General features: G+C 37.5%; 22 protein-coding genes and 2 pseudogenes. 22 read left to right on the top strand and 2 right to left on the bottom strand.

The window, feature by feature from the left end; all coding sequences use genetic code 11:
- The first annotated feature begins 170 nt into the window (after nt 1-170).
- The 13 genes and pseudogenes from M2919_RS02400 (at nt 171) to M2919_RS02345 (ending at nt 11,994) form a co-directional block, all read left to right on the top strand.
- Entirely contained in the window at nt 171-857 is a 687-nt protein-coding gene (locus tag M2919_RS02400; protein WP_126761397.1) for a DUF969 domain-containing protein, read from the top strand.
- Nucleotides 854-1,777, top strand: a complete 924-nt coding sequence (locus tag M2919_RS02395; protein WP_023605582.1) for a DUF979 domain-containing protein — start codon at nt 854-856, stop codon at nt 1,775-1,777. Before M2919_RS02400 ends, M2919_RS02395 begins: the two co-directional genes overlap by 4 nt.
- Nucleotides 1,778-1,803: 26 nt before the next feature.
- The gene (gene pcp, locus M2919_RS02390) at nt 1,804-2,451 is read left to right on the top strand and encodes a pyroglutamyl-peptidase I (RefSeq protein ID WP_248849463.1); all 648 of its coding nucleotides are present in this window, start codon (nt 1,804-1,806) and stop codon (nt 2,449-2,451) included.
- A gap of 100 nt (nt 2,452-2,551) precedes the next feature.
- Nucleotides 2,552-2,908, top strand: a complete 357-nt coding sequence (locus tag M2919_RS02385; RefSeq protein WP_248849112.1) for a DUF2200 domain-containing protein — start codon at nt 2,552-2,554, stop codon at nt 2,906-2,908.
- A 30-nt stretch (nt 2,909-2,938) separates the two neighbouring features.
- Nucleotides 2,939-3,853 (top strand): alpha/beta hydrolase, encoded by a 915-nt coding sequence (locus tag M2919_RS02380; protein ID WP_248849111.1) that lies wholly within the window; start codon nt 2,939-2,941, stop codon nt 3,851-3,853.
- A 242-nt stretch (nt 3,854-4,095) separates the two neighbouring features.
- Nucleotides 4,096-4,920, top strand: coding sequence for a phosphate acyltransferase (locus tag M2919_RS02375; RefSeq protein ID WP_248849110.1), 825 nt, complete (start codon nt 4,096-4,098; stop codon nt 4,918-4,920).
- Between the two features lie 18 nt (nt 4,921-4,938).
- Nucleotides 4,939-6,033, top strand: coding sequence for a butyrate kinase (gene buk, locus M2919_RS02370; protein ID WP_248849109.1), 1,095 nt, complete (start codon nt 4,939-4,941; stop codon nt 6,031-6,033).
- Nucleotides 6,034-7,446 carry a dihydrolipoyl dehydrogenase gene (gene lpdA, locus M2919_RS02365; RefSeq protein WP_248849108.1) on the top strand — a complete coding sequence of 471 codons (1,413 nt, stop codon included), beginning with the start codon at nt 6,034-6,036 and terminating at the stop codon, nt 7,444-7,446.
- A gap of 15 nt (nt 7,447-7,461) precedes the next feature.
- Complete coding sequence (locus M2919_RS02360; RefSeq protein WP_126761380.1) at nt 7,462-8,448, top strand: thiamine pyrophosphate-dependent dehydrogenase E1 component subunit alpha; 987 nt, start codon at nt 7,462-7,464, stop codon at nt 8,446-8,448.
- A gap of 30 nt (nt 8,449-8,478) precedes the next feature.
- A complete protein-coding gene (locus M2919_RS02355) occupies nt 8,479-9,465 on the top strand; it encodes an alpha-ketoacid dehydrogenase subunit beta (protein WP_126761378.1) in 987 nt (328 codons plus the stop codon).
- Between the two features lie 14 nt (nt 9,466-9,479).
- Nucleotides 9,480-9,650, top strand: a pseudogene (locus tag M2919_RS10090) (biotin/lipoyl-containing protein); the annotation flags it as partial.
- Between the two features lie 171 nt (nt 9,651-9,821).
- Nucleotides 9,822-10,781: pseudogene (locus M2919_RS02350) on the top strand (dihydrolipoamide acetyltransferase family protein); the annotation flags it as partial.
- A 166-nt stretch (nt 10,782-10,947) separates the two neighbouring features.
- The gene (locus tag M2919_RS02345) at nt 10,948-11,994 is read left to right on the top strand and encodes a PTS sugar transporter subunit IIC (protein ID WP_170167732.1); all 1,047 of its coding nucleotides are present in this window, start codon (nt 10,948-10,950) and stop codon (nt 11,992-11,994) included.
- Here the strand turns inward: M2919_RS02345 and M2919_RS02340 are convergent.
- Nucleotides 11,991-12,881 (bottom strand): LysR family transcriptional regulator, encoded by an 891-nt coding sequence (locus M2919_RS02340; RefSeq protein ID WP_126761372.1) that lies wholly within the window; start codon nt 12,879-12,881, stop codon nt 11,991-11,993. The two genes, M2919_RS02345 and M2919_RS02340, sit on opposite strands and share 4 nt — an antisense overlap.
- 198 nt (nt 12,882-13,079) lie before the next feature.
- On the opposite strand from M2919_RS02340, the gene M2919_RS02335 reads away from it, so the two are divergent.
- Nucleotides 13,080-13,595, top strand: coding sequence for a DNA topology modulation protein (locus M2919_RS02335; RefSeq protein ID WP_248849106.1), 516 nt, complete (start codon nt 13,080-13,082; stop codon nt 13,593-13,595).
- A gap of 15 nt (nt 13,596-13,610) precedes the next feature.
- Here M2919_RS02335 and cls read toward each other — a convergent pair whose 3' ends face one another.
- Entirely contained in the window at nt 13,611-15,137 is a 1,527-nt protein-coding gene (gene cls, locus M2919_RS02330; RefSeq protein WP_202585486.1) for a cardiolipin synthase, read from the bottom strand.
- 374 nt (nt 15,138-15,511) lie between these two features.
- On the opposite strand from cls, the gene pflB reads away from it, so the two are divergent.
- The 8 genes from pflB (at nt 15,512) to M2919_RS02290 (ending at nt 25,233) form a co-directional block, all read left to right on the top strand.
- Nucleotides 15,512-17,758, top strand: coding sequence for a formate C-acetyltransferase (gene pflB / locus M2919_RS02325; RefSeq protein ID WP_126761349.1), 2,247 nt, complete (start codon nt 15,512-15,514; stop codon nt 17,756-17,758).
- A gap of 58 nt (nt 17,759-17,816) precedes the next feature.
- The gene (pflA, locus tag M2919_RS02320; RefSeq protein WP_023605567.1) at nt 17,817-18,587 is read left to right on the top strand and encodes a pyruvate formate-lyase-activating protein; all 771 of its coding nucleotides are present in this window, start codon (nt 17,817-17,819) and stop codon (nt 18,585-18,587) included.
- A 115-nt stretch (nt 18,588-18,702) separates the two neighbouring features.
- Nucleotides 18,703-19,626 carry a manganese-dependent inorganic pyrophosphatase gene (locus tag M2919_RS02315; protein WP_023605566.1) on the top strand — a complete coding sequence of 308 codons (924 nt, stop codon included), beginning with the start codon at nt 18,703-18,705 and terminating at the stop codon, nt 19,624-19,626.
- A 73-nt stretch (nt 19,627-19,699) separates the two neighbouring features.
- Nucleotides 19,700-20,494, top strand: a complete 795-nt coding sequence (locus M2919_RS02310) for a pseudouridine synthase (RefSeq protein ID WP_211329517.1) — start codon at nt 19,700-19,702, stop codon at nt 20,492-20,494.
- An 11-nt stretch (nt 20,495-20,505) separates the two neighbouring features.
- Entirely contained in the window at nt 20,506-20,799 is a 294-nt protein-coding gene (locus M2919_RS02305; RefSeq protein WP_202585488.1) for a hypothetical protein, read from the top strand.
- 141 nt (nt 20,800-20,940) lie between these two features.
- Nucleotides 20,941-21,900 carry a Gfo/Idh/MocA family protein gene (locus M2919_RS02300; RefSeq protein WP_222317499.1) on the top strand — a complete coding sequence of 320 codons (960 nt, stop codon included), beginning with the start codon at nt 20,941-20,943 and terminating at the stop codon, nt 21,898-21,900.
- Nucleotides 21,901-21,931: 31 nt separating this feature from the next.
- On the top strand, nt 21,932-24,712 hold the full coding sequence (locus M2919_RS02295; protein WP_248849105.1) for a helicase C-terminal domain-containing protein: 2,781 nt from the start codon (nt 21,932-21,934) through the stop codon (nt 24,710-24,712).
- A gap of 47 nt (nt 24,713-24,759) precedes the next feature.
- The gene (locus M2919_RS02290) at nt 24,760-25,233 is read left to right on the top strand and encodes a cell wall elongation regulator TseB-like domain-containing protein (RefSeq protein ID WP_023605562.1); all 474 of its coding nucleotides are present in this window, start codon (nt 24,760-24,762) and stop codon (nt 25,231-25,233) included.
- Nucleotides 25,234-25,245: the final 12 nt, after the last annotated feature.

Below are 25,245 nucleotides of genomic sequence, written 5' to 3'. Positions count from 1 at the left end.
GATTCAGGTTATAGTGTCTCTTTTTTGTCTAGATATTTAGTATCTTTGAGCAAATTGATGAAAAATTAACAAAAACAGTTATATCGTAAAAATAGTTCTGTTTTTTGTTAAAAAATATAGTAAAATAGAAAATAAGTTTCTAAAATAATTATAAAGGAGAGATAATATCGATGGAATGGATAAAACTTATTGGGATTGTCATTATAGTGCTAGGCTTTATCTTCAAGTTAGATACGATTGCGGTCGTCGTTATTGCAGGGTTTGCAACAGCATTAGTATCGGGCATTACCCCAGTTGAATTTTTAGAAGCGTTAGGACAAGCTTTTGTCAATCAACGGATTGTGACGATTTTCTTTTTAACACTTCCACTAATTGGATTAGCTGAAAAAAATGGTTTGAAAGAACAGGCGGTTAATTTGATTAAGAAAGTGAAAGGAATGACCTCTGGTACTTTCTTGTCAATTTATTTAATTATTAGAGAAATTGCTGGTATGTTCTCGATTCGTCTAGGAGGACATCCGCAGTTTGTTCGCCCATTAGTTCAGCCAATGGCAGAAGCAGCTGCTGAAGCGAAACACGGTGAACTAGATGCAGCCGACAAGGAAACAATTAAAGCGAAATCAGCAGCAATGGAAAATTACGGAAACTTTTTTGGTCAAAATACTTTCTTAGGAGCTGCAGGTGTCTTGTTAATTGTTGGGACATTGGACTCTTTAGGATATAAGGTGTCAGGAATTGCGATTGCTAAAGCGTCGTTACCTATTGCGATGATTATGTTAATTATCGGTGTGACATCTAATATTTTATTTGATCGTAAGTTGAAGAAAAAATATCAAAACAAAGGAGAAGGAAAATGACACAATTTTTTGATAATTTATTAGAATTTTTCTTTGTTTTAATCGGGTTGCAATTAATGTATACGGCATTTAAAACGGCGAAGGATACTTCTAATTCAAAACGAATGGGTTCGACAATATTTTGGTTGGACTTAGGATTATTATTTATGTTTGGAAAAGTGCTTCCGAGCGTAGTCAGTGGTTTGTTAGTTGTTTTATTAGGACTTATAACGTTATTTAAACAATTTGAAATCAGTCAATTTACTCCGATTAAAGCGGAAGTTCTAGAAGGTCGTGCTAAAAAGTTTGGGAATTGGATATTTGTCCCTGTGTTATCACTAGCGGTGGTTTCTGTTGGATTAGCGATGAAAATAGAAGCATCAAGTAAGTCGGCTATTGGTGTCGCAGCTATTTTTAGTATTATTTTAGCGATGATTATTTTTAAATCAACACCTAAAGAAATGGTTCAAGAAAGTAATCGAATGATACAAGCGATGGGAACATCTGGGATTTTACCACAATTATTAGGAGCATTAGGTGCGATTTTTGCTTTAGCAGGTGTCGGTGACGTCATTGCGCAAATTATCGGTGGATTTGTTCCGGAAGGCAATCGATTATTTGGTACTATTGCCTATGTTCTCGGTATGGTTGTTTTCACGGCTATTATGGGGAATGGTTTTGCTGCTTTTACTGTTATCACGGCAGGTATTGGCGTGCCGTTCGTTATTATGCAAGGAGCAGATCCAGCGATAGCAGGAGCTTTAGCCTTAACAGCTGGTTATTGTGGAACTTTGTTAACTCCAATGGCGGCTAACTTTAACATCTTACCGGCATCATTATTAGAGATGGAAAAGCCTTATGGCGTGATTAAAGAGCAAGTTCCTGTTACGATTATTATGATTGTGGTCCATATTGTCTTAATGTACTTTTGGGCATTTTAATAGCAAATAGAAAGGAAATGATAGAAATGAAAATTTTAGTAACTGGTTTTGACCCATTTGGGACGGATACAATGAACCCAGCGATTGAAGCTGTTAAACGATTGCCTGATACTGTTAATGGAGCAGATATTATTAAATTAGAGATTCCAACAGTCTTTGGTAAAAGTGCAGAAGTCGTGCGTCAAGCTATGACGGAACATGATGTTGACTATGTTTTAAATATTGGCCAAGCTGGAGGTCGTTTTGATATGACACCAGAACGTGTTGCGATTAACTTAGATGACGCTCGTATTGCTGATAATGAAGGGAACCAACCTATCGATGTTCCAATTAAAGCAGATGGAGAAGCAGCTTATTTTAGTCAGTTACCGATAAAGGCTATGGTAACAGCGATGAAAGAAGCAGGTATACCTGCCTCTGTTTCTAACTCAGCGGGAACCTTTGTATGTAATCATATTATGTATCAAACACTTTATTTAACGCATACCGAGTTTCCAAAAGCAAAAGCAGGATTTATGCATGTGCCATTTTTGCCTGAGCAAGTTTTAGAACGATCAAACACGGCATCTATGAGTCTAAGTGATATTGTCAAAGCGATTGAAGCATCACTTAAAGCGATTGTCGATTATCACGGCAAAGATGATTTAAAAGTTGTCGGTGGTAAAACACACTAATAAGCGTTAAAAATCCAGATGAGAAATCATCTGGATTTTTATTTTGAATAAAAGATATGATAGAATAGAAAATAAATTGATTAGAAAAAAGGAGTATAACATGAAAGAACCTAGGATTTATCAGATGTCGTTTGGTTCCGTGTATCCACTTTACGTTAAAAAAGTGGAGAAAAAAGGACGAACACAAGCAGAAGTAGATGAGGTGATTAGTTGGTTGACGGGATATTCGGCCGAAGAATTGTCTTTACTAATAGAAGAAAAGAAAACATTTAAAGAATTTTTTGATGACGCTCCACAAATTCATCCTAATGCTAATTTGATTAAGGGTGTGATTTGTGGCTATCGAGTAGAAGAGATCGAAGAGCCCTTGATGCGTAATATTCGTTATATGGATAAACTGATAGATGAATTAGCTAAGGGAAAGAAAATGGAGAAAATTTTACGTTCTAGTGATTGATAAAAGTAAAGAGTAGATAGGAAGTGTTTTATGAAAAAAATTGGTTGGAGTGCTTTCGTTGTTCTAGTAGTCGGCATTATCGGAGGCCTAAGTTACGCTGTTAATTATTTATTTAATTATGCCATTGTTTCGGGTGAAAAAGATTTTATTAAAAAAGATAATATCGCACAGTTGGAAAAGGAGTGGCAGTTTGCTCCCTATCAAACGGTATCGTTAGAATCACGTGATGATTTAACATTAAAAGCGCGTATGATAAAGCATCCAGAAAAAAGTGATAAAGTTGCTATATTAGCGCATGGCTATATGGGACGTGGAGCACAAATGGGCAAGTATGCTCACTTTTTTTATGAGTTGGGTTATGATGTGCTAGTGCCAGATAACAGGTCACACGGTGACAGTGAAGGTCAATATGTAGGCTTTGGATGGCTAGATCGTCTTGATTATGTTGATTGGATTAAGGCAGTTAATGAATCTTATGATAAACAAGCTGATATGGTTTTATTTGGAATTAGCATGGGAGCGGCTACGGTCATGATGACTAGTGGTGAGTCTTTACCTTCTCAAGTCAAAGCGGTTATTGCCGACTGTGGTTATGATACGGTTGAAAATGAACTGACCTATCAATTAAAGCAAAAGTTTAACTTGCCAGCATTTCCTTTGATTCCTTTAACATCACTTTATACACAATATAAAGTGGGATATGGATTTAAAGAAGCAAGTGCTGTAAAACAATTAGCTAAAAATCAGCGACCATTACTATTGATACACGGAGATAAAGATGATTTTGTTCCAACAGAGATGGCGCAAACACTTTATGAAGCGACTGAAGGACCTAAAGAGCTCGTCATTATCGAAGGAGCGAAGCACGCGGAGAGCTGGGACGTAGCTAACAAACAGTATAAACAAGTAGTTCGTGAATTTTTAGAAAAATATTTAAAGCCTTAAAACATCTCACTGAAAACGTGAGATGTTTTTTTGTATTTGAGAAACTTATATTAAAAAACTCTGTGAAAAATAACTTTTAAATCGAAAAGATGTAATTTTCTGACAATTAAAACGTTGTTAAATCAACGATGTAAGCGTTATAAAAGTTTTTAATATCGGAATTAAAATTAACAATTAGTCAAACAAAATATTCTCGTCTATTCTAAATGTAAGCGGTTGCTAAATAATTAAGAGGTGAGAAGATGAAAACAATTTCAGTGGCTGGAGGTTCGCAACCTGAAATATTAGAGCTTGTCAAAGAAGCGCATAAACGTTATCCAAACGAGCTTGAGTTTGTAGTATTTGATACAAACGAAAATATTGATAATGAAAATTTATGGTGTTATGAACAGTGTCAAGATGAAAAAGAAATGGTCTTTCGCGCAGTTTCTTTAGTCGCCAAGGGTGAAGCTCAGCTGTTATTAAAAGGAATCGTACAGACACATGCTATTTTGAAAGAAGTTTTACAAAAAGAACACAACTTACGGGATCAGAAAGTTTTATCACATGTCGCAATGGTTGACATACCTAAGCTAAATCGCACTATCTTACTGACAGACTGTGGCATGAACATTGCGCCTGATACGGAAACATTATCGAGTATTGTCGATAACGCGGTGGGTGTTGCACATAAAATTGGACTGACGCATCCTAAGGTGGCGTTGTTAAGCGCCGCAGAAAATGTCAATCCTAAAATGCCGTCATCTGTTTTAACAAAAGAGGTAAGTGATCGCTATCAAAATAGTGAAGATTGCACCGTTTATGGTCCGATTTCACTCGACTTAGCATTATCACAAGAAGCAGTTGCTCATAAAAAATTTGAAGGACCGATAGCTGGAGACGCGGATATATTAGTTGTTCCTTCTATCGATACAGGAAATTGCTTGTATAAGTCGCTAACACTTTTCGGTGATGCATTAGTTGGAGGAACGATTGTTGGGACAAAAGTTCCAGTCATACTAACATCGCGAAGCGACAAAATTGAAAGCAAACTTCACTCATTATCATTCGCATTAAAGCAAGTTTAAGAAGCAGGGGGGAAAAGAATGGGAGCTATTTTAGTTATTAATCCAGGTTCAACATCAACGAAACTAGCAGTTTTTGCTAATCATGAATTACTCGCTGAAGAAACAATACGACATACGGTAGATGAAATCGAACAGTTTGAAGGGGTGATTGATCAAACTGCTTTTCGCAAACAGTTGATACTTGAATTTATTGAAACCTATAATTTCGCCGACGAATTGGTGGCGATTGTTGGGCGTGGAGGTTTATTAAAACCTATTCCAGGCGGCACGTATTATGTAGATGATGCGATGCTTGAGGATTTGTTGACAGAAAAATATAACACGCACGCTTCAAACTTAGGTGGTATTTTAGCACATGAATTTGGTCAAGAATATCATGTTCCTGCCTTTATCGTAGATCCAGTAGTCGTCGATGAGATGATGCCAATTGCACGTATCTCAGGCTTAAAAGGAATTGAGCGTCGTAGTGTTGCTCATGTCTTGAATCAAAAAGCAGTAGCGAGAAAAATACTCGAAGAAAATAGTCTGACCTATGAAGATGGGCGTGTGATTGTGGCACATTTAGGTGGCGGTATTAGTGTTGGTGCTCATGCAAACGGCAAAATGATTGACGTCGTAAATGGTTTGGATGGCGAAGGTGCTTATTCACCAGAAAGAAGTGGGACATTACCACTGATTGAGTTATCTAAAATTATTATTGACAATGAAATGACGTTAGCAGAAGTCAAAAGTTTAATCGCAGGTCATAGCGGTATGAAATCATATCTGAATGAAACAGACTTACGAAATATTCAAGAAAAAGTCGATAATGGTGATGAAGTTGCAAAATACTATTTAGATGGTATGTGTTACCAAGTAGCAAAGAGCATTGCCGAAATGTCTGTCACTTTAGAAGGAAAAGTAGATTACATTATTTTAACAGGCGGAGCGAGTCATTCTAAATATATTTTAGAAAAAATCAATCAATATGTTTCTTGGATGGCGCCTGTGGAAGTCTATCCAGGAGAGATGGAGATGGAAGCATTATATGAAGGAGCTAGACGTGTATTAGAAGGCGAAGAGGAAGTTCGTCATTACGCAGATGAAACAATATCAAGAGTGGGAGTGAAATAGATGGCAGAAGAAACAGATTTACTTATTTTAGGTGGTGGAACGGGCGGTTATGTAGCTGCAATAAGAGCAGCTCAAAAAGGCATGAGTGTGACAATTGTTGAAAAAAATAAGATAGGAGGAACCTGTCTTCATAAAGGGTGTATTCCAACAAAAGCGTTATTACGAAGCGCGGAAGTCTATGACACCTTAAAAGACGCTGAATCGTTTGGTTTAGAAGGGATAGGAAAACCAACCGTTAATTTTAAGCGAATTCAAGAGAGAAAACAAAATATTATCAATCAACTACATATGGGAGTTGAAGGATTATGTAAGAAAAATAAGATTCGTATTCTTGAAGGAGAAGGTGCGGTACTTGGTCCCTCCATTTTTTCTCCAGTATCTGGTGCTGTAGCGGTAACGTTTAACGACAAAGAAAAAGAAGAAGAAATCATTGTTCCTAAAAAAGTATTAATTGCAACTGGCTCACGTCCGAGAACATTGCCTAATTTACCACTTGATGAAGAAATGATTTTATCTTCTGACGGTATGTTAGAATTAGAAACTTTACCAAAATCCATGGCTATAGTAGGTGGCGGTGTGATAGGAGTAGAGTGGGCGTCTCTTCTCAATAGTTTAGGAGTAGAGGTCACATTGATTGAATTTATGGATCGCTTATTAATCAATGAAAGTACCACTGTTTCGCGCGAATTGAAAAAGCAGTTTGAGCAGCGTGGAATTAACGTCATGTTGGGAACGAAAGTGGAAGAAGCGAAAGTAAATAAAAAGAGCGTTGTTTTACAATTAGGAGAAAAAGAAGAACTAAAAGTGGAGAAAGTCATGGTTGCGATTGGACGTCAGCCAAATGTTGACGGAATTGGCTTACAAAACACTTCAGTAAAATATGATGAAAAAGGAATTCATGTTAACGAATATTATCAAACAACTGAAGGACATATTTATGCAGTTGGTGATTGTATTGATACGTTACAACTCGCGCATGTTGCGATGAAAGAAGGAGAAATTGCGGTAAGTCATATGTTAGATGAACAAGTTGACACTATTCATTATCATAATGTACCACGTTGTGTCTATACGCAACCAGAAATCGCTAGTGTGGGTTATACGAAAGAAAATGTCCCTGAAGGAAAAAATGTTAAAGTGGGAACATTTAACTTTGCAGGAAATGGAAAGGCGTTGGTATATGGAGAAGGTTCAGGATTTGTAGAAGTCATTCGCGATACGGACACGGATGATTTACTAGGTGTCACAATTATCGGCCCTCATGCAACAGATTTAATCTCTGAAGCAAGTACGGCGATATACATGGATGCAAGTCCAATAGAAATTGGAGAAGCCATTCATCCGCATCCAACCATGTCCGAAGTGATTCAAGAAGCAGCATTAGATACGTATGGTAAAGCAATACATAAATAGAAAGGTTGATGAAAAATGAAAGCACTAAAAAAATCAGGCTTATCAAAAGAAGAGATTATTCAAGCATATCGTGAAGTGTTGAGAGGTCGTCGTTTAGATGAACGTTTATGGCAATTAACACGTATCGGAAAAACATCGTTTAATATTTCAGGTCAAGGAGCTGAAGTCGCACAAGTGGCAATGGCGATGGCTTTTGATCATCAAAAAGATTACTTCTTGCCGTACTATCGTGACATGACGGCATGTCTAGTTTGGGGAATGACACCTAAAGATATCATCATGGGTTCTTTCGGTAAAGAAGATGATCCATCATCTCATGGTCGTCAAATGCCAAACCATTACGGTTCAAAAGAACATAATATCGTTTCATTTGCTTCAACGGTAAGTACACAAATGCCGTTAGCGACAGGAGTTGCTTATGGTGCTCAATTAGCGAATGAAGATTTTGTTGCTTTAACGACAACAGGGGAAGGTTCTGCTAACCAAGGGGAAGTTCAAGAAGCGATGAACTTTGCCGGTGTTAAAAAATTACCAGTTATTTTCGTTGTTGAAAATAACGAATATGCGATCTCGGTAGGAATTGAAGAACAATATGCTAACGAAAAAATGTCAGACCGTGCACATGGTTATGGTTTTAAAGGAGTGACGGTAGACGGAAATGACTTTACAGAAGTGTATTTAACTTTCAAGAAAGCAGTCAAAGATGCTCGCGACAAAAAAGGACCAATGTTAATTGAATTGATGGTATCACGTTTAACATCTCACTCTGCAGATGACGACCAATCAGTTTACCGTTCAAAAGAGGAGTTAGAAAAACTAAAAGAAACAGATGCGCTCTTAGTCTTTGAAAAACAATTAATAGATGAAGGATATTTAACAAAAGAAGAAATTGCCAAAATCGATGAAGAAGTAAAAGAAGAAGTTAACAAAGCAACAGACGAAGCGGAAGCAATGCCAGATCCAAAACCAGAATCAATGATGGAACAAGTTTACGCTGAATAATTTGATAAATTCGAGAGAGGGATGAATAAAATGGCAGAAATGACATATTTAGAGGCAATTAACTTAGGTATCTCTGAAGAAATGGCTCGTGATGAGAAAGTCGTAATCTTTGGAGAAGACGTAGGTGGCGATAAAGGTGGCGTGTTCGGTGTCACGAAAGGTTTAGCAGCAAAATATGGAGATGACCGTTGTTTTAACACTCCATTAACTGAGGGATTAATCGGGGGGCTAGCAGTCGGTTTAGGGTTACTAGGGTATCGCGCTATTGGGGAATTCCAATTTGCTGACTACATCTTACCAGCTACCAACCAAATCTTATCTGAAGCTCGTACAATGCGTTATCGTTCAAAAGGTGATTGGACAGCACCGATAGTTTATCGTACGCCTTATGGTGGTGGTGTTCGTGGTGGACTATATCACTCTCAATCAACTGAAAAAGTTTTCTGTGGTCAACCTGGCTTACGTGTCGTAACACCATCAAATCCTTATGACGCGAAAGGCATGATAAAAGCAGCGATTCGTTCAGATGATCCAGTTATCTTCTATGAACATAAACGCTTATATCGTTTGCTAAAAGCAGATGTGCCGGAAGAGGATTACATCGTGCCAATCGACAAAGCAAATGTTGTGCGCGAAGGATCAGACATTACAGTTATTGGCTATGGAATGGTTTTACAATACGCAATCTCAGCTGCTGAGCAATTAGCAAAAGAGGGCATTGAAGCTGAAGTAGTTGACGTTCGTTCGTTGTATCCTTTAGACCGAGAAACGTTAGTAGAAGCAGCGAAGAAAACTGGAAAAGTTTTATTAATTACTGAGGACAATAAAGAAGGTAGTGTCATGAGTGAAATTGCAGCCATGATTTCAGAAGATGCTTTGTTCGATCTTGATGCACCAATTCAACGTTTGGCTGGGCCAGACTGCCCAAGTATGCCTTATGCTTTATCGCTTGAGCGTGAGTTCTTAGTCAATGAAGAACAAGTATTAGAAGCAATGAGAAACTTAGCAGAATTTTAGAGGGGGAAAAATATATGGCAATCAAAGAAGTATTAATGCCGAATTTAGGAGAAAGTGTGACGGAAGCATCTGTTACCAATTGGTTAGTAAAACCTGGAGATAAAGTGAAACGCTATGATTCTTTAATGGAAGTCGTTTCAGATAAAGTCACAACAGAAGTACCGTCTGATTTTGATGGTGAAGTGAAAGAATTCTTGATTGACTTAGATCAAAGTGTTCCAATTGGGACGGCTATTTTAACATTAGAAGTTGAAGGAGCGGCTGATGAAACCCCAGCTGTTGAAGAGAAACAGAGTGAAAGTAGTCAAGAGAAACCAAAAGCCACTCAACCAAAACCTGCTAAAGCAGAAAAACCTAAAAATATCGGACGCTTGTCGCCAGCTGTTGTTCGATTAGCACAAGAAAAGGGAATCGACCTAGAACAAGTAACAGGTACAGGTTCAGGTGGTAGAATTACACGTAAAGATATTATGAACTTTAATCCAGAAGACCAAGTTGTTTCTGGTGCTGAAATGCCAGTGGATATTGAACCAAAAGAGCAAGTTCATGTCGACGTACCGCAAGAAAATAAAGCACCTGCGCCAAAACCAAAACATGAAGAACCTTTATCTAGCAGTCATGCAGAAAGCGTTCCTGCTGATGGTGTGAGAAAAGCTATCGCGAAGAAAATGGTTCAAAGTGTTAATGAAATCCCACATGCATGGATTATGGTCGAAGCAGATGTCAGCAATATTGTAAAACTTCGTAATGAAGTGAAAGAAGACTATAAGAAACGTGAAGGCCATTCACTAAGTTTCTTCCCATTCTTTGCTAAAGCGGTTATTCAAGCATTGAAGAAAAATCCAAAAATCAATACGTCTTGGGATAATGGAAATATCATTTACCACAAAGACATCAATATGTCGATCGCTGTCACAACAGATGAGCATCTATATGTACCAGTGATTCATCAAGCGGATAACTATTCAATCTCAGGGTTAGCCAAAGAAATCAATCGATTAGCTGGAGATGTCCGCAAGGGAACACTAAAATCTCAAGACATGCAAGGTGGCACATTTACACTTAATAACACAGGTTCAATAGGATCTGTTCAATCAATGGGAATTATTAATCATCCACAAGCAGCTATATTGCAAGTAGAATCTATTAATAAGCGCATTGTACCAACTGCTGATGGTGGATTTAAAACAGCTGATATGGTGAACCTATGCTTATCAATTGACCATCGTATTTTAGACGGTCAACAAGCTGGAAAATTCTTGAAAGATGTCAAAGAAAACTTGGCACGTTTCTCATCGGAATCAGACGTTTACTAATTAAAAAGAAAGAGATAAGACTGAGAAAGTAGAAAAGGGGGACAGCCTTATCTCGTACTAAAATCTAATAAATAAGTGAAACGTGAATTCTTCGTTATGAGTCCTAAGCTATCTCATTACCAGAAGAATTCACGTTTTAAAATGAAAACGATTAGGAGAATGAATCATGACAGAAAAAGCAGAAAAAATCACACCCAAAATATTTATGAACAAAGTTCTTGCAGGAACAGCACTAGGTACGATTGTGGCACTTATTCCAAACGCTGTGTTAAGCGCGATTTTAAAATATTTTGCTCAGTACAAAATAATCGCAATGATTATAGATGCAGCCGTTATTTTTCAGTTAGCAACACCTTTGATAATTGGTGGGTTGATTGCGGTTCAATTTGGTTTTAATCCGGCTAAGATCATGGTTACAGCAGGGGCAGCCTTTGTTGGCTCAGGTGTTATTAAATTTAATCCAGATATGAAAGTTTTTGTAGGGGCTGGTACAGGGGATATCATTAATATCATGTTGACAGCGTCAGTAGCTGTTTTAATGTTACTCTATATTGGTGATAAATTTGGTTCAGTGGCAATTATTGGTTTACCGATTGTCGTCGGCATTGGTGCCGGTGTTTTCGGTATGTTGACCTACCCGTTTGTGACCCAAATCACAGTAGCGATTGGAAAAGTGATTAATAACTTTACTGATTTCCAACCTGTTATCATGAGTATCTTGATTGCTTGTTCGTTTGCTGCGTTGATTATTTCACCGATTACAACGGTAGCGATTGGCTTAGCTATTCAGCTTAATGGTGTTTCGGCAGGAGCGGCAGCAATGGGAATTGCTGCGACAACAGTCGTGTTGGTGATTAACTCTTGGAAAGTCAATGAATCTGGTGTCACGCTAGCGATTGCATTAGGTGGAATGAAGATGATGATGCCTAACTTATTTAAGTATCCGATTATTTTACTGCCTTGTCTCTTTACCGCGACTATTTCAGCGATTCCAGTCGCCATGCTGTCCATTTCAGGAGTACCACAATCAGCAGGTTTTGGTTTAGTTGGCTTGGTTGGCCCGCTTGCCTCACTTGATGCAGGTCTTAATATTGTAGCCGTCATCGTGTGTTGGTTTGTTATTCCTATTATAGCGGGCTTTGTTTCCAAGTTTTTATTTGAAAAGACATTGAAACTATACGATAGCTCAGTTGTTTTTGCTTTCCAAGGTTAGTTTTCTTTTAAAATTGAAATAAATTTATCAATCAGTTCCGTGCGATGGAAATCTTTTCGTAAGGCAATGCCGATAGAAAAGTAATTGCAGCGATCTTTTAATGGAATCCATTTTACACCTTCGACTTCACTGACTACCCGATACTCTATCGGCAGTAGGCAGATGGAGTCGTTTTTCTTTAAACTATATAAAAGCACCTGTAAATCATCATTATGCATGACAACATTTGGTTCGAAACCAAATGCTCGAGCTCGGTCAGTAAGCATACGCCCAATCATATAATCGTCAGTAAGAGATGAAAAGCGTTCATTTTTCAAGTCGTTAAAAATAAGCTCGTCATATTCAGAAAGTGGGTTTGTTTCAGGCACGACCACATATACATGATACCCCTTTGTCGTCGTTTCTAATGGTTCAATGGTGATGGATTCGGGATGGTAGTTTGGGAATGAAATCAACCCTAAATCAATTTGTTTATCGACGAGTAAATCTTGCAGTCGATGTGATCCATCTTGTTTGATTACTAACTCAACATTGGGATGGGTCGCTAAAAACTGTGAAATTTCTTTCATAAATTGAATCGCAAATAACGTCGTCAGCCCTAATCGAATCGTTTGCTTTGTCGGTTTGCCTTGCATATCATAAATGTCATCAATAAGTTGGTCAAATTGGCGTACGAGTTCTCGCCCACGATTATACAAAACAAGACCTGTATCTGTAAGTTGGAATGGACTATCAGTATGAACAAAAAGTTTGGTATTTAAATCATTTTCCATTTTCTTTAGAGAGAGGGAGAGAGTTGGTTGCGTAACAAATAAGTTGCGTGCAGCATCTGAAATATTACGCGTATTCGCAATTTCTACAAAATAACGTAACTGTTGAATATTCATATAATCTTCCTTTCTTCACAAACATAAGACTCAGTCATATCATACGAAAACGTAGATGTTTATTCAATTGAAAACCCTTACTTTTATCTGAAAAAACGCTGTTATGATGAAATTAATATATTAGGATTTAAGTTGTTTTTTTAGCAAATTAAGAGTACACTTGAAATTCTTAAATAACAATGGAAAAGGCGGTGTTGAATGATGAAAGTGGCTATTATTGGATATAGCGGGAGCGGGAAATCGACTTTAGCTCGTGAGATAGGAGTAGTGAATGACATTCCTGTACTTCATCTCGATACCGTCCAATTTTTACCGAATTGGCAAGTTAAAGAAGACAAAGAAGCTCTTAAAGAAGTAAGTGACTTTATGGCAAGAGAACAATGGATTATTGAGGGGAATTATACACGTTATCATCAAGCACAAAGATTGGAAGAAGCAACGTGGATTATTTGGCTGAAGTTCTCGCGTTGGGCTTGTTTAAAGCGTGTCATTAAACGTTATATAAAATATCAAGGAACGACAAGGCCAGACATGGCAAAAGGCTGTGAAGAAAAACTGGATTGGGAGTTTATTACTTGGGTTTTATATAAGGGAAGAACGCGAGACAAACAGCAACATTATCAAAATATTGTCAATAGATATCCTGATAAGATGACAATTATCAAGAATCAACGACATTTGAATAAAATAAAAAACGTTATGCTTAAACATTAGCATAACGTTTTTTGCTTACATAAGTGGGGCAAAAACATTTAAAACAGCTCGTCCTAAATGTCGCCACCAACCAACTCGTCTTACTTCATCAATAGTAATTTCCTGACATAACGCTTGGGTCGCGATAAAGTCATCATATACTTCTTGGACCGCTGTCGTTTTATACATCCATACGCCACATTCAATATGAAGATATAAACTGCGATAATCCATGTTAATCGAACCGACCACCGCATATTCGTCATCAACCACAAATGTTTTAGAATGGATAAAGCCAGGCGTGTATTCATAAATCTTTACACCTGCTTCTATTAGTTGGTCGTAATTAGAGCGTGTGACAGCATGTACATACCATTTATCAGGAATATGAGGTGTTTGAATTCTAACATCAACCCCACTCTTCGCGGCATTACATAGAGCTTCCATTAATAAATTATCAATAATCAGATACGGTGTTGTAATGTAAACATAGTGATCCGCTCGATTAATAAGTGATAGATAGACATTACTGCTGAGAGACTCTTCATCAAAAGGAATGTCAGTATATGGTTGATAAAAGCCTTCATCATCAGGAAGTTCTGGAAAATGACCAGGATGATAGTCTTCATAGACGTCATTCTCACCACGGACAAAATCCCAAAGTGTTAAGAACATCAGTGTAAATCCCCAAGCTGCTTCACCTTCTAAGCGAATCGCCGTATCTTTCCAGTGACCGAATCGCTCAATTTCATTAATGTATTCATCAGCTAGATTAGCGCCGCCAGTAAACGCTACTTTTCCGTCAATCACGGTAATTTTTCGATGATTACGATTATTGAAAATAGAAGAAAGAACTGGAACGAAAGGATTAAACACACAAGATTTTATTCCCATTTTTTCTAGTTCAAGATCATAGCGATGAGGAAGTGTAAACATACAGCCAAAGTCGTCGTACATTAATCTGACATCAACGCCTTGTTCAGCTTTACGAACGAGTATTTCTAGTATTTCGTCCCACATTTTTCCTTTTTCGATAATAAAGTATTCCATAAAAATGTATTTTTCAGCTTTTTCTAATTCGATCTTCATCGATTCAAACATATCTTCACCTAGTGGGAGGTACTGACTCTTTGTGTTTTTAAATAAGGGTACAAGACCGTAGTTGGTGAGATAGTTTGATTGAATGATTGCATCCATATCATTTTCAGGCAAAGCGACTTTTTCTACCGTTTGTTCGATTGCTCGCGTTTCAGCCACTTGTACTTTACGCATGCGATTAACAAAATCGCTCCGTACATATAGATGACCGAAAATAAAATAAATCACCACACCTATATAAGGTAATAACATGACTGGGATAAGCCATGCAATTTTATAAGCTGGATTGCGACGACTATTAATAATACTTAAAATGGCAAATAAAGCTGCGATAACGTAAACGGCATAGAAGTAAACGAAGTACTCTTGAAATTGCCAAAGGATCCCGACAATTAGCAATAGTTGAATTAATAATAAAACACCAATTAAAAAGACTCGATTTGTTATAATTTTTAATAATTTCATACATCACCACTCTCTGAATCGTTACTCCCATGCCTTATTATAACTGATTTTATCTAATAGTGTTATTAAAATATCGGGTAGTTAAAAAATAAATTTATGAAAACGGTGTTATAATGCAGAAAGCCTTAAAAACACAACTGTATTAGTACAGAGGAAGGTAATGTTTGAAACAGTTAAAACAATCATTTTATATAAATTTGTGATAAGCATAACATTTTAAAATGTTGATATTAATAGCTTTATTCACTTTTTTTAAAATAAAAAAAGAAAAATAGATTATTTTCACACAAAATGCTTGTGATATTTTTATCTTGTGTTATACTGTAATTGTAAAGCTGTTACAAAGATGTAAAAAGAAAGAGGAGGTCCAGTTAATGGGACATTGGGATGGATTTAAAGGCGAAGCGTGGAAAAAAGAAGTTAACGTACGTGACTTTATTCAAGCAAACTACACTGAGTATCGCGGAGATGACAGTTTCCTAGAGCCAATCGCACCAAGCACAGACAAATTATGGACTAAATTACAAGAACTTTTTGAAATTCAACATGAAAAAAATGGCGTATACGACATGGATAGTAATATTCCTGCAACGATTACGTCGCATGAACCAGGTTATTTAATCAAAGAAGAAGAAAAAATTGTCGGATTACAAACAGACGTACCATTGAAACAAGCATTCATGCCTTTTGGTGGAATCAAAATGGCAAACAATGCCTTAACATCAAACGGTTATGAAACAGATGAAGAAATGACGAAAATCTTTACTGACTGGAGAAAAACACATAACCAAGGTGTTTTCGATGCTTACACACCAGAAATGCGTGCTGCTCGTCGTAACAAAATTATTACTGGTTTACCAGACGCATACGGACGTGGCCGTATAATCGGTGACTACCGTCGTATTGCTTTGTATGGTATTGACTTCTTAATGGAGCAAAAAGCCAAAGATCATGCTAACACTGGTAACAAAGTGATGACAGATGATGTTATTCGTTTACGTGAAGAAATCACAGAACAATATCGTGCATTAGCACAAATGAAAGAGATGGCAGCTTCTTATGGATTTGATATTTCTCGTCCAGCTGAAAATGCAAAAGAAGCTATTCAATGGCTATACTTTGGTTATTTAGCCGCTATTAAATCTCAAAACGGTGCTGCAATGTCTATCGGACGTATCTCAGCATTCTTAGATATTTATATTCAACGTGATTTAGAACGTGGTTTAATCACTGAATTTGAAGCACAAGAGTTAATTGACCACTTAATTATGAAATTACGTATGGTTAAATTCGCTCGTACACCAGAATATAACCAATTATTCTCTGGTTACCCAATTTGGGCAACATTAAGTATTGCGGGTATGGGATTAGATGGCCGTTCATTAGTAACGAAAAATGATTTCCGTATTTTACATACATTAACAAATATGGGACCATCTCCAGAGCCAAACTTAACTGTTTTATACTCATCAAGATTACCAGAAGGTTTCCGTACTTTTGCTGCAAAAATCGCAAAAGAAAGCTCATCTATTCAATTTGAAAATGATGATTTATTACGTGAAAACTGGGGTTCAGATGACTGCGCTATCGCATGTTGTGTGTCTGCAACAGTCGTTGGTAAAGATATGCAATTCTTTGGAGCACGTGCTAACTTAGCTAAAGCTGTTCTTTATGCGATTAACGGTGGTGTCGATGAAATGACAAAACAACAAGTGGCACCTCGTTTCCGTCCAATGACTGGTGATAAATTAGACTACGATGAATTTATCGAAAACTATAAAGATATTATGGACTGGTTAGCAGAATTGTACGTTAACACATTAAATGTTATTCACTTCATGCATGATAAATATGCATATGAAGCACCTCAATTAGCTTTAATGGATAGCGACTTAAAACGTACTTTCGCAACAGGTATTGCCGGTATCTCACATGCTGCGGATAGTTTAATGGCTATCAAACATGGTAATGTTGAAGTAATTCGTGATGAAGATGGTTTAGCAGTAGACTATGTACCAACAAACGAATTCCCTACATACGGTAATGACCAAGAAGAAGCAGATGCTACAGCAAACTGGATTCTTGAATACTTTATGACACAAATTAAACGTCAACACACATACCGTAATTCAACACCAACAACATCATTATTAACGATTACATCAAACGTTGTATACGGTAAAGCAACAGGTAATACACCTGATGGACGTCGTGCAGGTAAACCATTAGCACCAGGTGCTAACCCAAGTTACCAAGACGGTAAATATTTAGGTGAGAAAAATGGCTTGTTAGCTTCATTAAACTCAACTGCACGTCTTGATTATACAAATGCTCTAGATGGTATTTCTAATACTCAAACGATTAACCCTAATGGATTAGGTAAAGATGATGCAACACGTATCAATAACTTACGTAACGTAATGGACGGATACTTTGACAAAGGTGGTTACCACTTGAACGTCAACGTCTTCACAAATGAGTTATTACTTGATGCACAAGCACATCCAGAAAAATATCCAAACTTAACGATTCGTGTATCTGGTTACGCTGTTAAATTCCGTGACTTAACACCGGAACAACAAGCAGACGTTATCGCAAGAACATCACACGATCACATGTAATAAAAAATAATGGGATGGCGAGAGTCATCCCATTTTTAAAAAATGGAGATGAGAAAAGATGTCGAAACAAGTTGTCGGAAGAATACATTCCACTGAAAACTTCGGAACCGTAGACGGTCCTGGTGTACGCTTTATTATTTTTACTCAAGGGTGTCAAATGAGATGCCAGTTCTGTCATAACCCTGATACATGGAAAATCGGTGGGGGACGTGAAGTCACGGCAGATGAGATGATAGAGGAAGCTTTAAAATATCGTAGCTATTGGGGAGCAGAAGGGGGCATCACAGTAAGTGGTGGCGAACCTTTACTTCAGTTAGATTTCTTGCTAGATTTATTTAAAAAAGCTAAAAAAGAAGGTATTCATACGACTATCGACACTTGTGGGAAACCTTTTACTCGTCGTGAACCATTCTTTAGTAAATTTGAAGAATTAATGCAGTACACAGATTTGCTGTTATTTGATATCAAACACATTGATAGTGATGGACATCGTGAATTAACATCCCATCCAAATGAGAATATTTTGGAAATGGCACAGTACCTTTCAGATATTAATCAACCGGTATGGATTCGCCACGTCCTTGTTCCACAACGTACAGACTACGATGAATATTTAATACGTTTAGATGCTTTCATCAAAACATTAAATAATGTTGATAAAGTTGAAGTGTTGCCTTATCACACAATGGGAATATACAAGTGGCAAGAGTTAGGCTTGGATTACCCGTTAGAAGGTATCAATCCACCTGCTCAAGAGCGTGTTAAAAATGCTCAGCAACTATTACATGTCGATGATTACAAAGGCTATCAAACACGTGTATGGTCATAAAAGTGTTAAAAGACGTCAATTTTGACGTCTTTTTTATTTGCTCGTTTAAAACGGTATAACATATAAGGTGATTTATGATATAATGAAACCACATGAAGAAAGAAGGAGTTTTTGTATGTCAACGATTTTAATTTTTGGTCATAAAAATCCGGATACGGATACTATTACTTCAGCTATTTCAATGAGCTACTTACAAAATCAATTAGGTCTTAAAACAGAAGCAGTTGCATTAGGTGCTCCTAATGAAGAAACACAATTTGCGTTGGATTATTTTAAAGTAGCTGCGCCACGTATTATAGAGCGTGCGAGTGACGAGACGAAACAAGTCATGTTAGTGGATCATAATGAAGCACAACAAAGTGTCGACGATATTAAAGACGTCGAAGTTTTAGCTGTTGTTGATCATCATCGTATAGCTAATTTTGAAACGGCGAATCCACTGTACTATCGTGCAGAGCCAGTTGGTTGTACGGCGACAATCTTATATAAAATGTATCAAGAAAATGACATTGCTATTCCTAAAGAAATTGCAGGATTAATGCTTTCTGCTATCGTTTCTGATACGCTTTTATTTAAATCACCAACATGCACGCATCAAGATGAAAAAGTTGCAAAACTTTTGGCTGAAATAGCAGATGTTAATTTAGAAGAATACGGTCTGGAAATGTTAAAAGCAGGCACGAATCTTGCTACAAAAACAGATGAAGAAATTTTAGACTTAGACGCGAAATCATTTACGATGAATGGCAAGATTGTGCGTATTGGTCAAGTTAACACAGTGGATGTGGCGGAAGTTTTAGCACGTCAAGCGTCATTAGAAGCATTGATGACTGAAAAAAATGCCAAAGATGGCTTTGACTTATTCGTTCTTGTTATTACTAATATTTTAGATAGCGATTCCGTTGTTTTAGCTATTGGAGAAGAGATTGCGGCTGTTGAGAAAGCCTTTAACGTGACCTTAGAAAATCATACTGCGTTACTTCCTGGTGTTGTTTCTCGTAAAAAACAAGTCGTGCCACAATTAACTGAAGCATTTTAAAACCTAACAGTCAAGCCACTCTTCTGAGAGCTTGGCTGTTTTTTAAGTCGTAAGAGAAAGAGGCATTCTAAAGATGAAAAAGGCAAGATTGATGAGTCATCAACATGCAAATCCTTCGCAACTAATACAGCATGAGCAAGCCGACGCGATTCGTCTGAATAAGTACATTAGTCAGTCAGGCTTTTGCTCGAGAAGGGAAGCAGATCGCCATATCGAAAGTGGTGCTGTAAAAATTGATGGTCAAGTAGCAGAAGTGGGAACTAAAGTTTTTGCTCACCAACACGTTACAGTCAATGGACAAGCTATTGTACCGAAGCAAGCGCATGTATACTTGGCATTAAATAAACCAGTAGGAGTTACCTCAACCACCGATACTAAAGTTGAGGGCAATTTAACTGAGTTTATGGATTATCCCGAGATGATTTTCCCAATCGGTCGTTTAGATAAAGAGTCTACGGGACTTTTATTGATGACCAATGACGGAGATATCGTCAATAAAATATTAAGAGAAGAAAATGGACACGATAAGTCGTATAAAGTGGCCGTAGACCAACCGATTTCCGAAGAGTTTTTGAAACAAATGGCGCAAGGAGTGACAATTTTTAATCCTGTAACAGGTAAGCATCAGAAAACTAAAAAATGTCAGGTGAAACAAGTATCGACTTATCAGTTTGAGATTACGTTACAACAAGGGTTGAACCGTCAAATAAGAAGAATGGCTCAAGCGCTTGGTTATCACGTGACAGCCTTAGAAAGAACACGCGTGATGATGATTGAGTTAGGGAATTTAAAGCCAGGTTACTATCGTTATCTATCAGAGAAAGAGCTGATTGCTTTAAACGAAGCTCTTAAAAATTCAACGAAGTAAGGAGTGAAAAAATGTTAGATGAGATTTTTTCATTGTTTAAGACCCAACAAGATGCACAAGGTCGAACGTTGTTAGAACGTTATTTACATCCGAATAATCGTTGGTCGCACGACAGACAGGAAACAGTTCAGCAGTACTTGACGGACAAATTTAAGCAGATAACCTCTGTTTTTGACTTGGAGGCCATAGAGATATTTAGTTACTGGTCGGATTTAGAAATCCGCACGCGTTGTGGTGGCTATCGTGTAGAGGAATTTAGCGAAGCCATTATCGATTTTCAAAAAGGAGAAGCTGGTTTTACCTGAGGGGCGAAACGGCCGGTCGCAGTTCTTAGCGACCATTTATTCGAGTATTATAATATTGATTTAAGTCAGTATGAACAAGTTTCATCTGACATGATTGCTGAAACTTTTTGTCTTACTAAGATTAAGAAATGAGGAATGAATATGACAACCTATCAATGGGGAATCGTCGGTTTAGGAAATATCGCACATCGTTTTGCTAGTACGATGAATGAACATGGTTTACAACCATATGCCGTAGCATCTCGTAATCAAGCACGTTCAGATGAATTTAAAGAGAAATTCAACGCTGTTAAATCATACGGGGATTACACGTCACTCTTTCAAGATGAAGATGTGGATGTCGTCTATATTGCGTCAATTAATAGTCAGCATTTTGCGTTAATTAAAGAGGCGCTTGAGAATGGCAAACACGTGTTGTGTGAAAAGGCTATTTGGCACGACAGCCGTGAATTAGCGCTTTTAAAACAATTGGCCGACGACCGTCAACTCATTTTAGCAGAAGCGATGACGATTTTTCATATGCCTTTAATGCACGAGTTGAAACGATTGATTGCGAGTGGTAAATTAGGTGAGATTAAACAAGTTCAAGCTGATTTTGGTAGTTTGAAAGAAGATGATCCGACTAACCGCTTTTTCTCTAAAGAAAAAGGGGGCGGGTCAATGTTGGACATTGGGACGTATGCCTTGTCTTTCTTAAGTTTCTTTTCGGATGGCGCTCTTGTAGAGTTGGATAGTTTCATGATTCCTTACGCGCCAACAGGTGTCGATGAGCGATGGGCTATTTCAATGCGCACGACGGACGATATTATGTTGACCTCTAATTTAAGTTTTCGTGCGAAATTACCAAAGCGTGCATTGATTGCTGGAGACTTAGCATATGTTGAAATTATGGAGTATCCACGGGCAGATGAAGCAACGATTGTTTATCCAGATGGTTCGGAAGAAGTCATTCGTGCAGGTCGAACTGAAGACGCTTTATGGTACGAATTAACGAATATGGAAGAGGCAATCGCGGGTAATCGCGAAGCCATTCTTTATGAAAAAACAGCGCAGACGGTTGACTGGATGTCTACATTACTGAAGCGCGAACATTTAATCTAAAAGAGAAATTAAAGGGTTAGGAGAGAGTAACATGCAACGAAGTGATATCTATGCAGTGGTTGATTTGGAAACCACTGGCGCAAATATTGAAGAGGATGCATTAATTCAAATTGGGTGTGTCTTTGTTCAAAATGGCATAACGATTGATCGTTTTGTGACAGACATTAATCCTAACCGAACACTCTCTCCACATATCCAACAATTAACTAAAATTACGAATGAACAGTTGGCAACAGCCCCTTATTTTGAAGAAGTGGCTGCCGATTTATATCAACGTTTGCAAGGTTGCGTTTTTGTCGCACATAACGTGCATTTTGATTATCAGTTTTTAAATGAGTCTTTTTCACGGGTTGGATTGCCTCGTTTAAATATTCTGGCGATTGATACGGTAGAATTAGCTCAGATTTTTTATCCTAGACTTCCTAGTTTTCGCTTGACAGATATTGCCAATGAACTGCAGTTGACACATGAGCGTCCGCATCAAGCTGATAGCGACGCTGAAGTCACGGAAGAGTTGTTACAAAAAATTACGGATAAGGCGTTATCCCTTCCTCTTGTAACACTTGAACGTATTACGGTTTTAAGCACGATGTTGGCGTTTGATACACGCGAATTCTTGCAAATGCTTTTAGCGGAAAGTCGGCAACAAAAAAAAGACTTACCTGAGGAGCTATTTATCCATTATGGTATAGCTTTAAGAAAAAAAGAAGTTTTTTTAAATGAAAAAATCGCTAATCCAGAAGACTATCCGAAAACACGTACCGACAAGCAACGAATATTTGCTGGAGAGATTGAGTATCGAGATGAACAAGTAAAAATGATGGATGAGGTCTTTGATTATTTTTCACAAAAGACGAAAAACAGACCGTTTGTATTAGAAGCACCAACGGGAAGTGGTAAAACAATAGGATATTTGTATCCTTTAAGTTACTTAGCTACGTCTACTAACCCAGTGGTTGTAAGTACGCGCTCGATTTTATTAGAAGAACAACTCATGCTATATGCAGTTCCTGAAGTAAACCGGCTTCATCCGGATGCGTTACAAGCCACATTAGTGAAAAGTCATCGTCATTATCTAGATTTGACACGCTTTGCTGAAACGCTGTCACATCCAGTTGAACAAAAGCAATACTTGCTTTACCAAATGGGGGTTCTCGTGTGGCTCACAGAAACGGTCACAGGAGATTTAACAGAACTTCAATTGGCTAACTACGAACACTTATTTTTTGAACATGTTCGACATAGAGGAGAGCAATGGTTAATAGCGACCGACCCGTTTTATGATGTAGATTTTTATCGTCATTTGAAAGAACGACAACGAGTATCGAATGTCATCATCGTCAATCATGCTTATTTAATAGAAGAAGATAGACGTGAAACATTTCAGTTGCCTTGTAGTGATTTTCTTATTATAGATGAGGCGCACCACTTACCAGACATGTTGTGGCAACGAAATCAAGCAACGAGTAACAAACGCCTTCTTTTTTATCAAGTAACAGAGTTATTGAAAGGGCCTGAGTTAAGTGTTGCTCAGTTGTTAAAACATGATGAGTGGGGCAATCTTTTACAACATATGACCTTAATTTTGACAGAGATACATACTTATTTAGAGCATGTTTTTTCTGATATTACGGAAATAGCGCAAATTGATTATGGTCTAGCATACGGTGAAACGTATCATTTTAAACCAGATGAAAAACGTCGTTTACCTTTATATTTAGAAAGTGATTTGGCTAATTTACTATCATGTGTCAATGAATTACAAGAGTTGATAAATGAAGCGAAAGAGACCTTTGAATCACATCAAGAGAAATGGCTTTTATCGGAAAGAATGGCGTTTAGTCGTCAAATAGAATTGTTAGAACAATTCATTGAGCGGTTTCGTATTTTACAGTTATGGCAAGATGATGTTGATACTATTTTTTGGATACGTCTAGAGAAAAAACATGAAAATGTTGTGATAGGATGTTTGTCAAAAGAGAAAGTAGAAGTCACTGAGCAAGTCTGGTATCAACGTTACCGTCAATGTTTATTGACGGGTGGCACGTTGGAAGTCAACCATGACTTTCATTTTTTGATGAATCAATTAGGGATTCAGACGTTTCAAGAACTGACTTTAAAAGAACCCTATGCTTACGATGAACAGGCATGTATTATGACGTTAGAAGATAGTCAGGATTATTTTTACCAGTCGCCGTTTGTCTATGCAAAGTATTTAAGCCGTTTAATTACCGCTATTGCACGTGAAAAAAAGGGATCGATGTTGGTTCTCTTCACTTCACATGAACAGTTAGCAAAAGTTTATCAAATGACGCACGAAGTTCTTTTACAAGAGGGCATTGAAGTATATGCTCAGTCAATTTCGGGAACGAATGAACGAATAACTAAGCAATTTAAACGCAAACCTAATAGCATTTTACTTGGAACGGATACATTTTGGGAAGGAATCGACTTACCGAGAAACGAATTAGAAATTTTGATGATAACCCGGATCCCATTCGAGTCACCTGAGCGATTATCAGCGCGCATGCGTTTAGACGAAATTGAGCGAGCAGGTGGGAATGGCTTTTATGATTATACGTTACCTAAGGCGACGTTGCGTTTAAGACAGGGGGTTGGAAGATTGATACGGTCGGTTGATGACCGTGGCATTATTATTATGACCGACCCACGTTTTACACGTGCGAGCTATGCGTCAATGATGCAAAGGTCTTTACCACGAGATTTACCGATTCACCCAACGTCTTCAGATGACATTGCTACAGATGTACGTGATTTTTTTGAGAATGTGTCATCAGAACGTGACAATTAAAAATCTAATTTGTTATAATAGACGGTAAAAGAGAAAGAGGTGTCCTTTTGAAAAAAACAATGACCTTTATCAGTGTAATGCTATCGCTATTTATCTTGTTTTCTACTGTTTTTTACGTTAGGGCACAGCGTCCTTATCGACAAGCGAAACAAGAGGCTATCGAGGTAGCGCAAGCACATACTAATTTAAAACATGTCGATAAATTTTATTGGTATAATCGTGAAGAAGATTACTTTTCACTCTTAGGAAGAAGTGAAAAGGGAGAGAAAATGTATGTGATTATTCCAAAATCAGGAGAAAAAATACAGTTGCTTGATCCGGAAAAAGGTTTATCGGAATATGAAGCGTTGAAATTAGTGGAAGATGAGTTTAAACCACATAAGTTGTTAAAGGCAACAATTGGCCTTCACCGAGATATACCGACTTGGGAAGTAGTGACTCAAAACAAAGATAAATCACTAAATTATTATTTGATTAACTTTGAAGATGGTCAGTTACAAACGGTACTAGAAAACGTATAGTAAGGAGGTTTT

The sequence above is a fragment of the Vagococcus lutrae genome, assembly GCF_023299185.1.
GTDB lineage: Bacteria > Bacillota > Bacilli > Lactobacillales > Vagococcaceae > Vagococcus_A > Vagococcus_A lutrae.
Note: the sequence above shows the minus strand (reverse complement) of the source record. Positions and strands in the feature narration are given on the sequence as shown.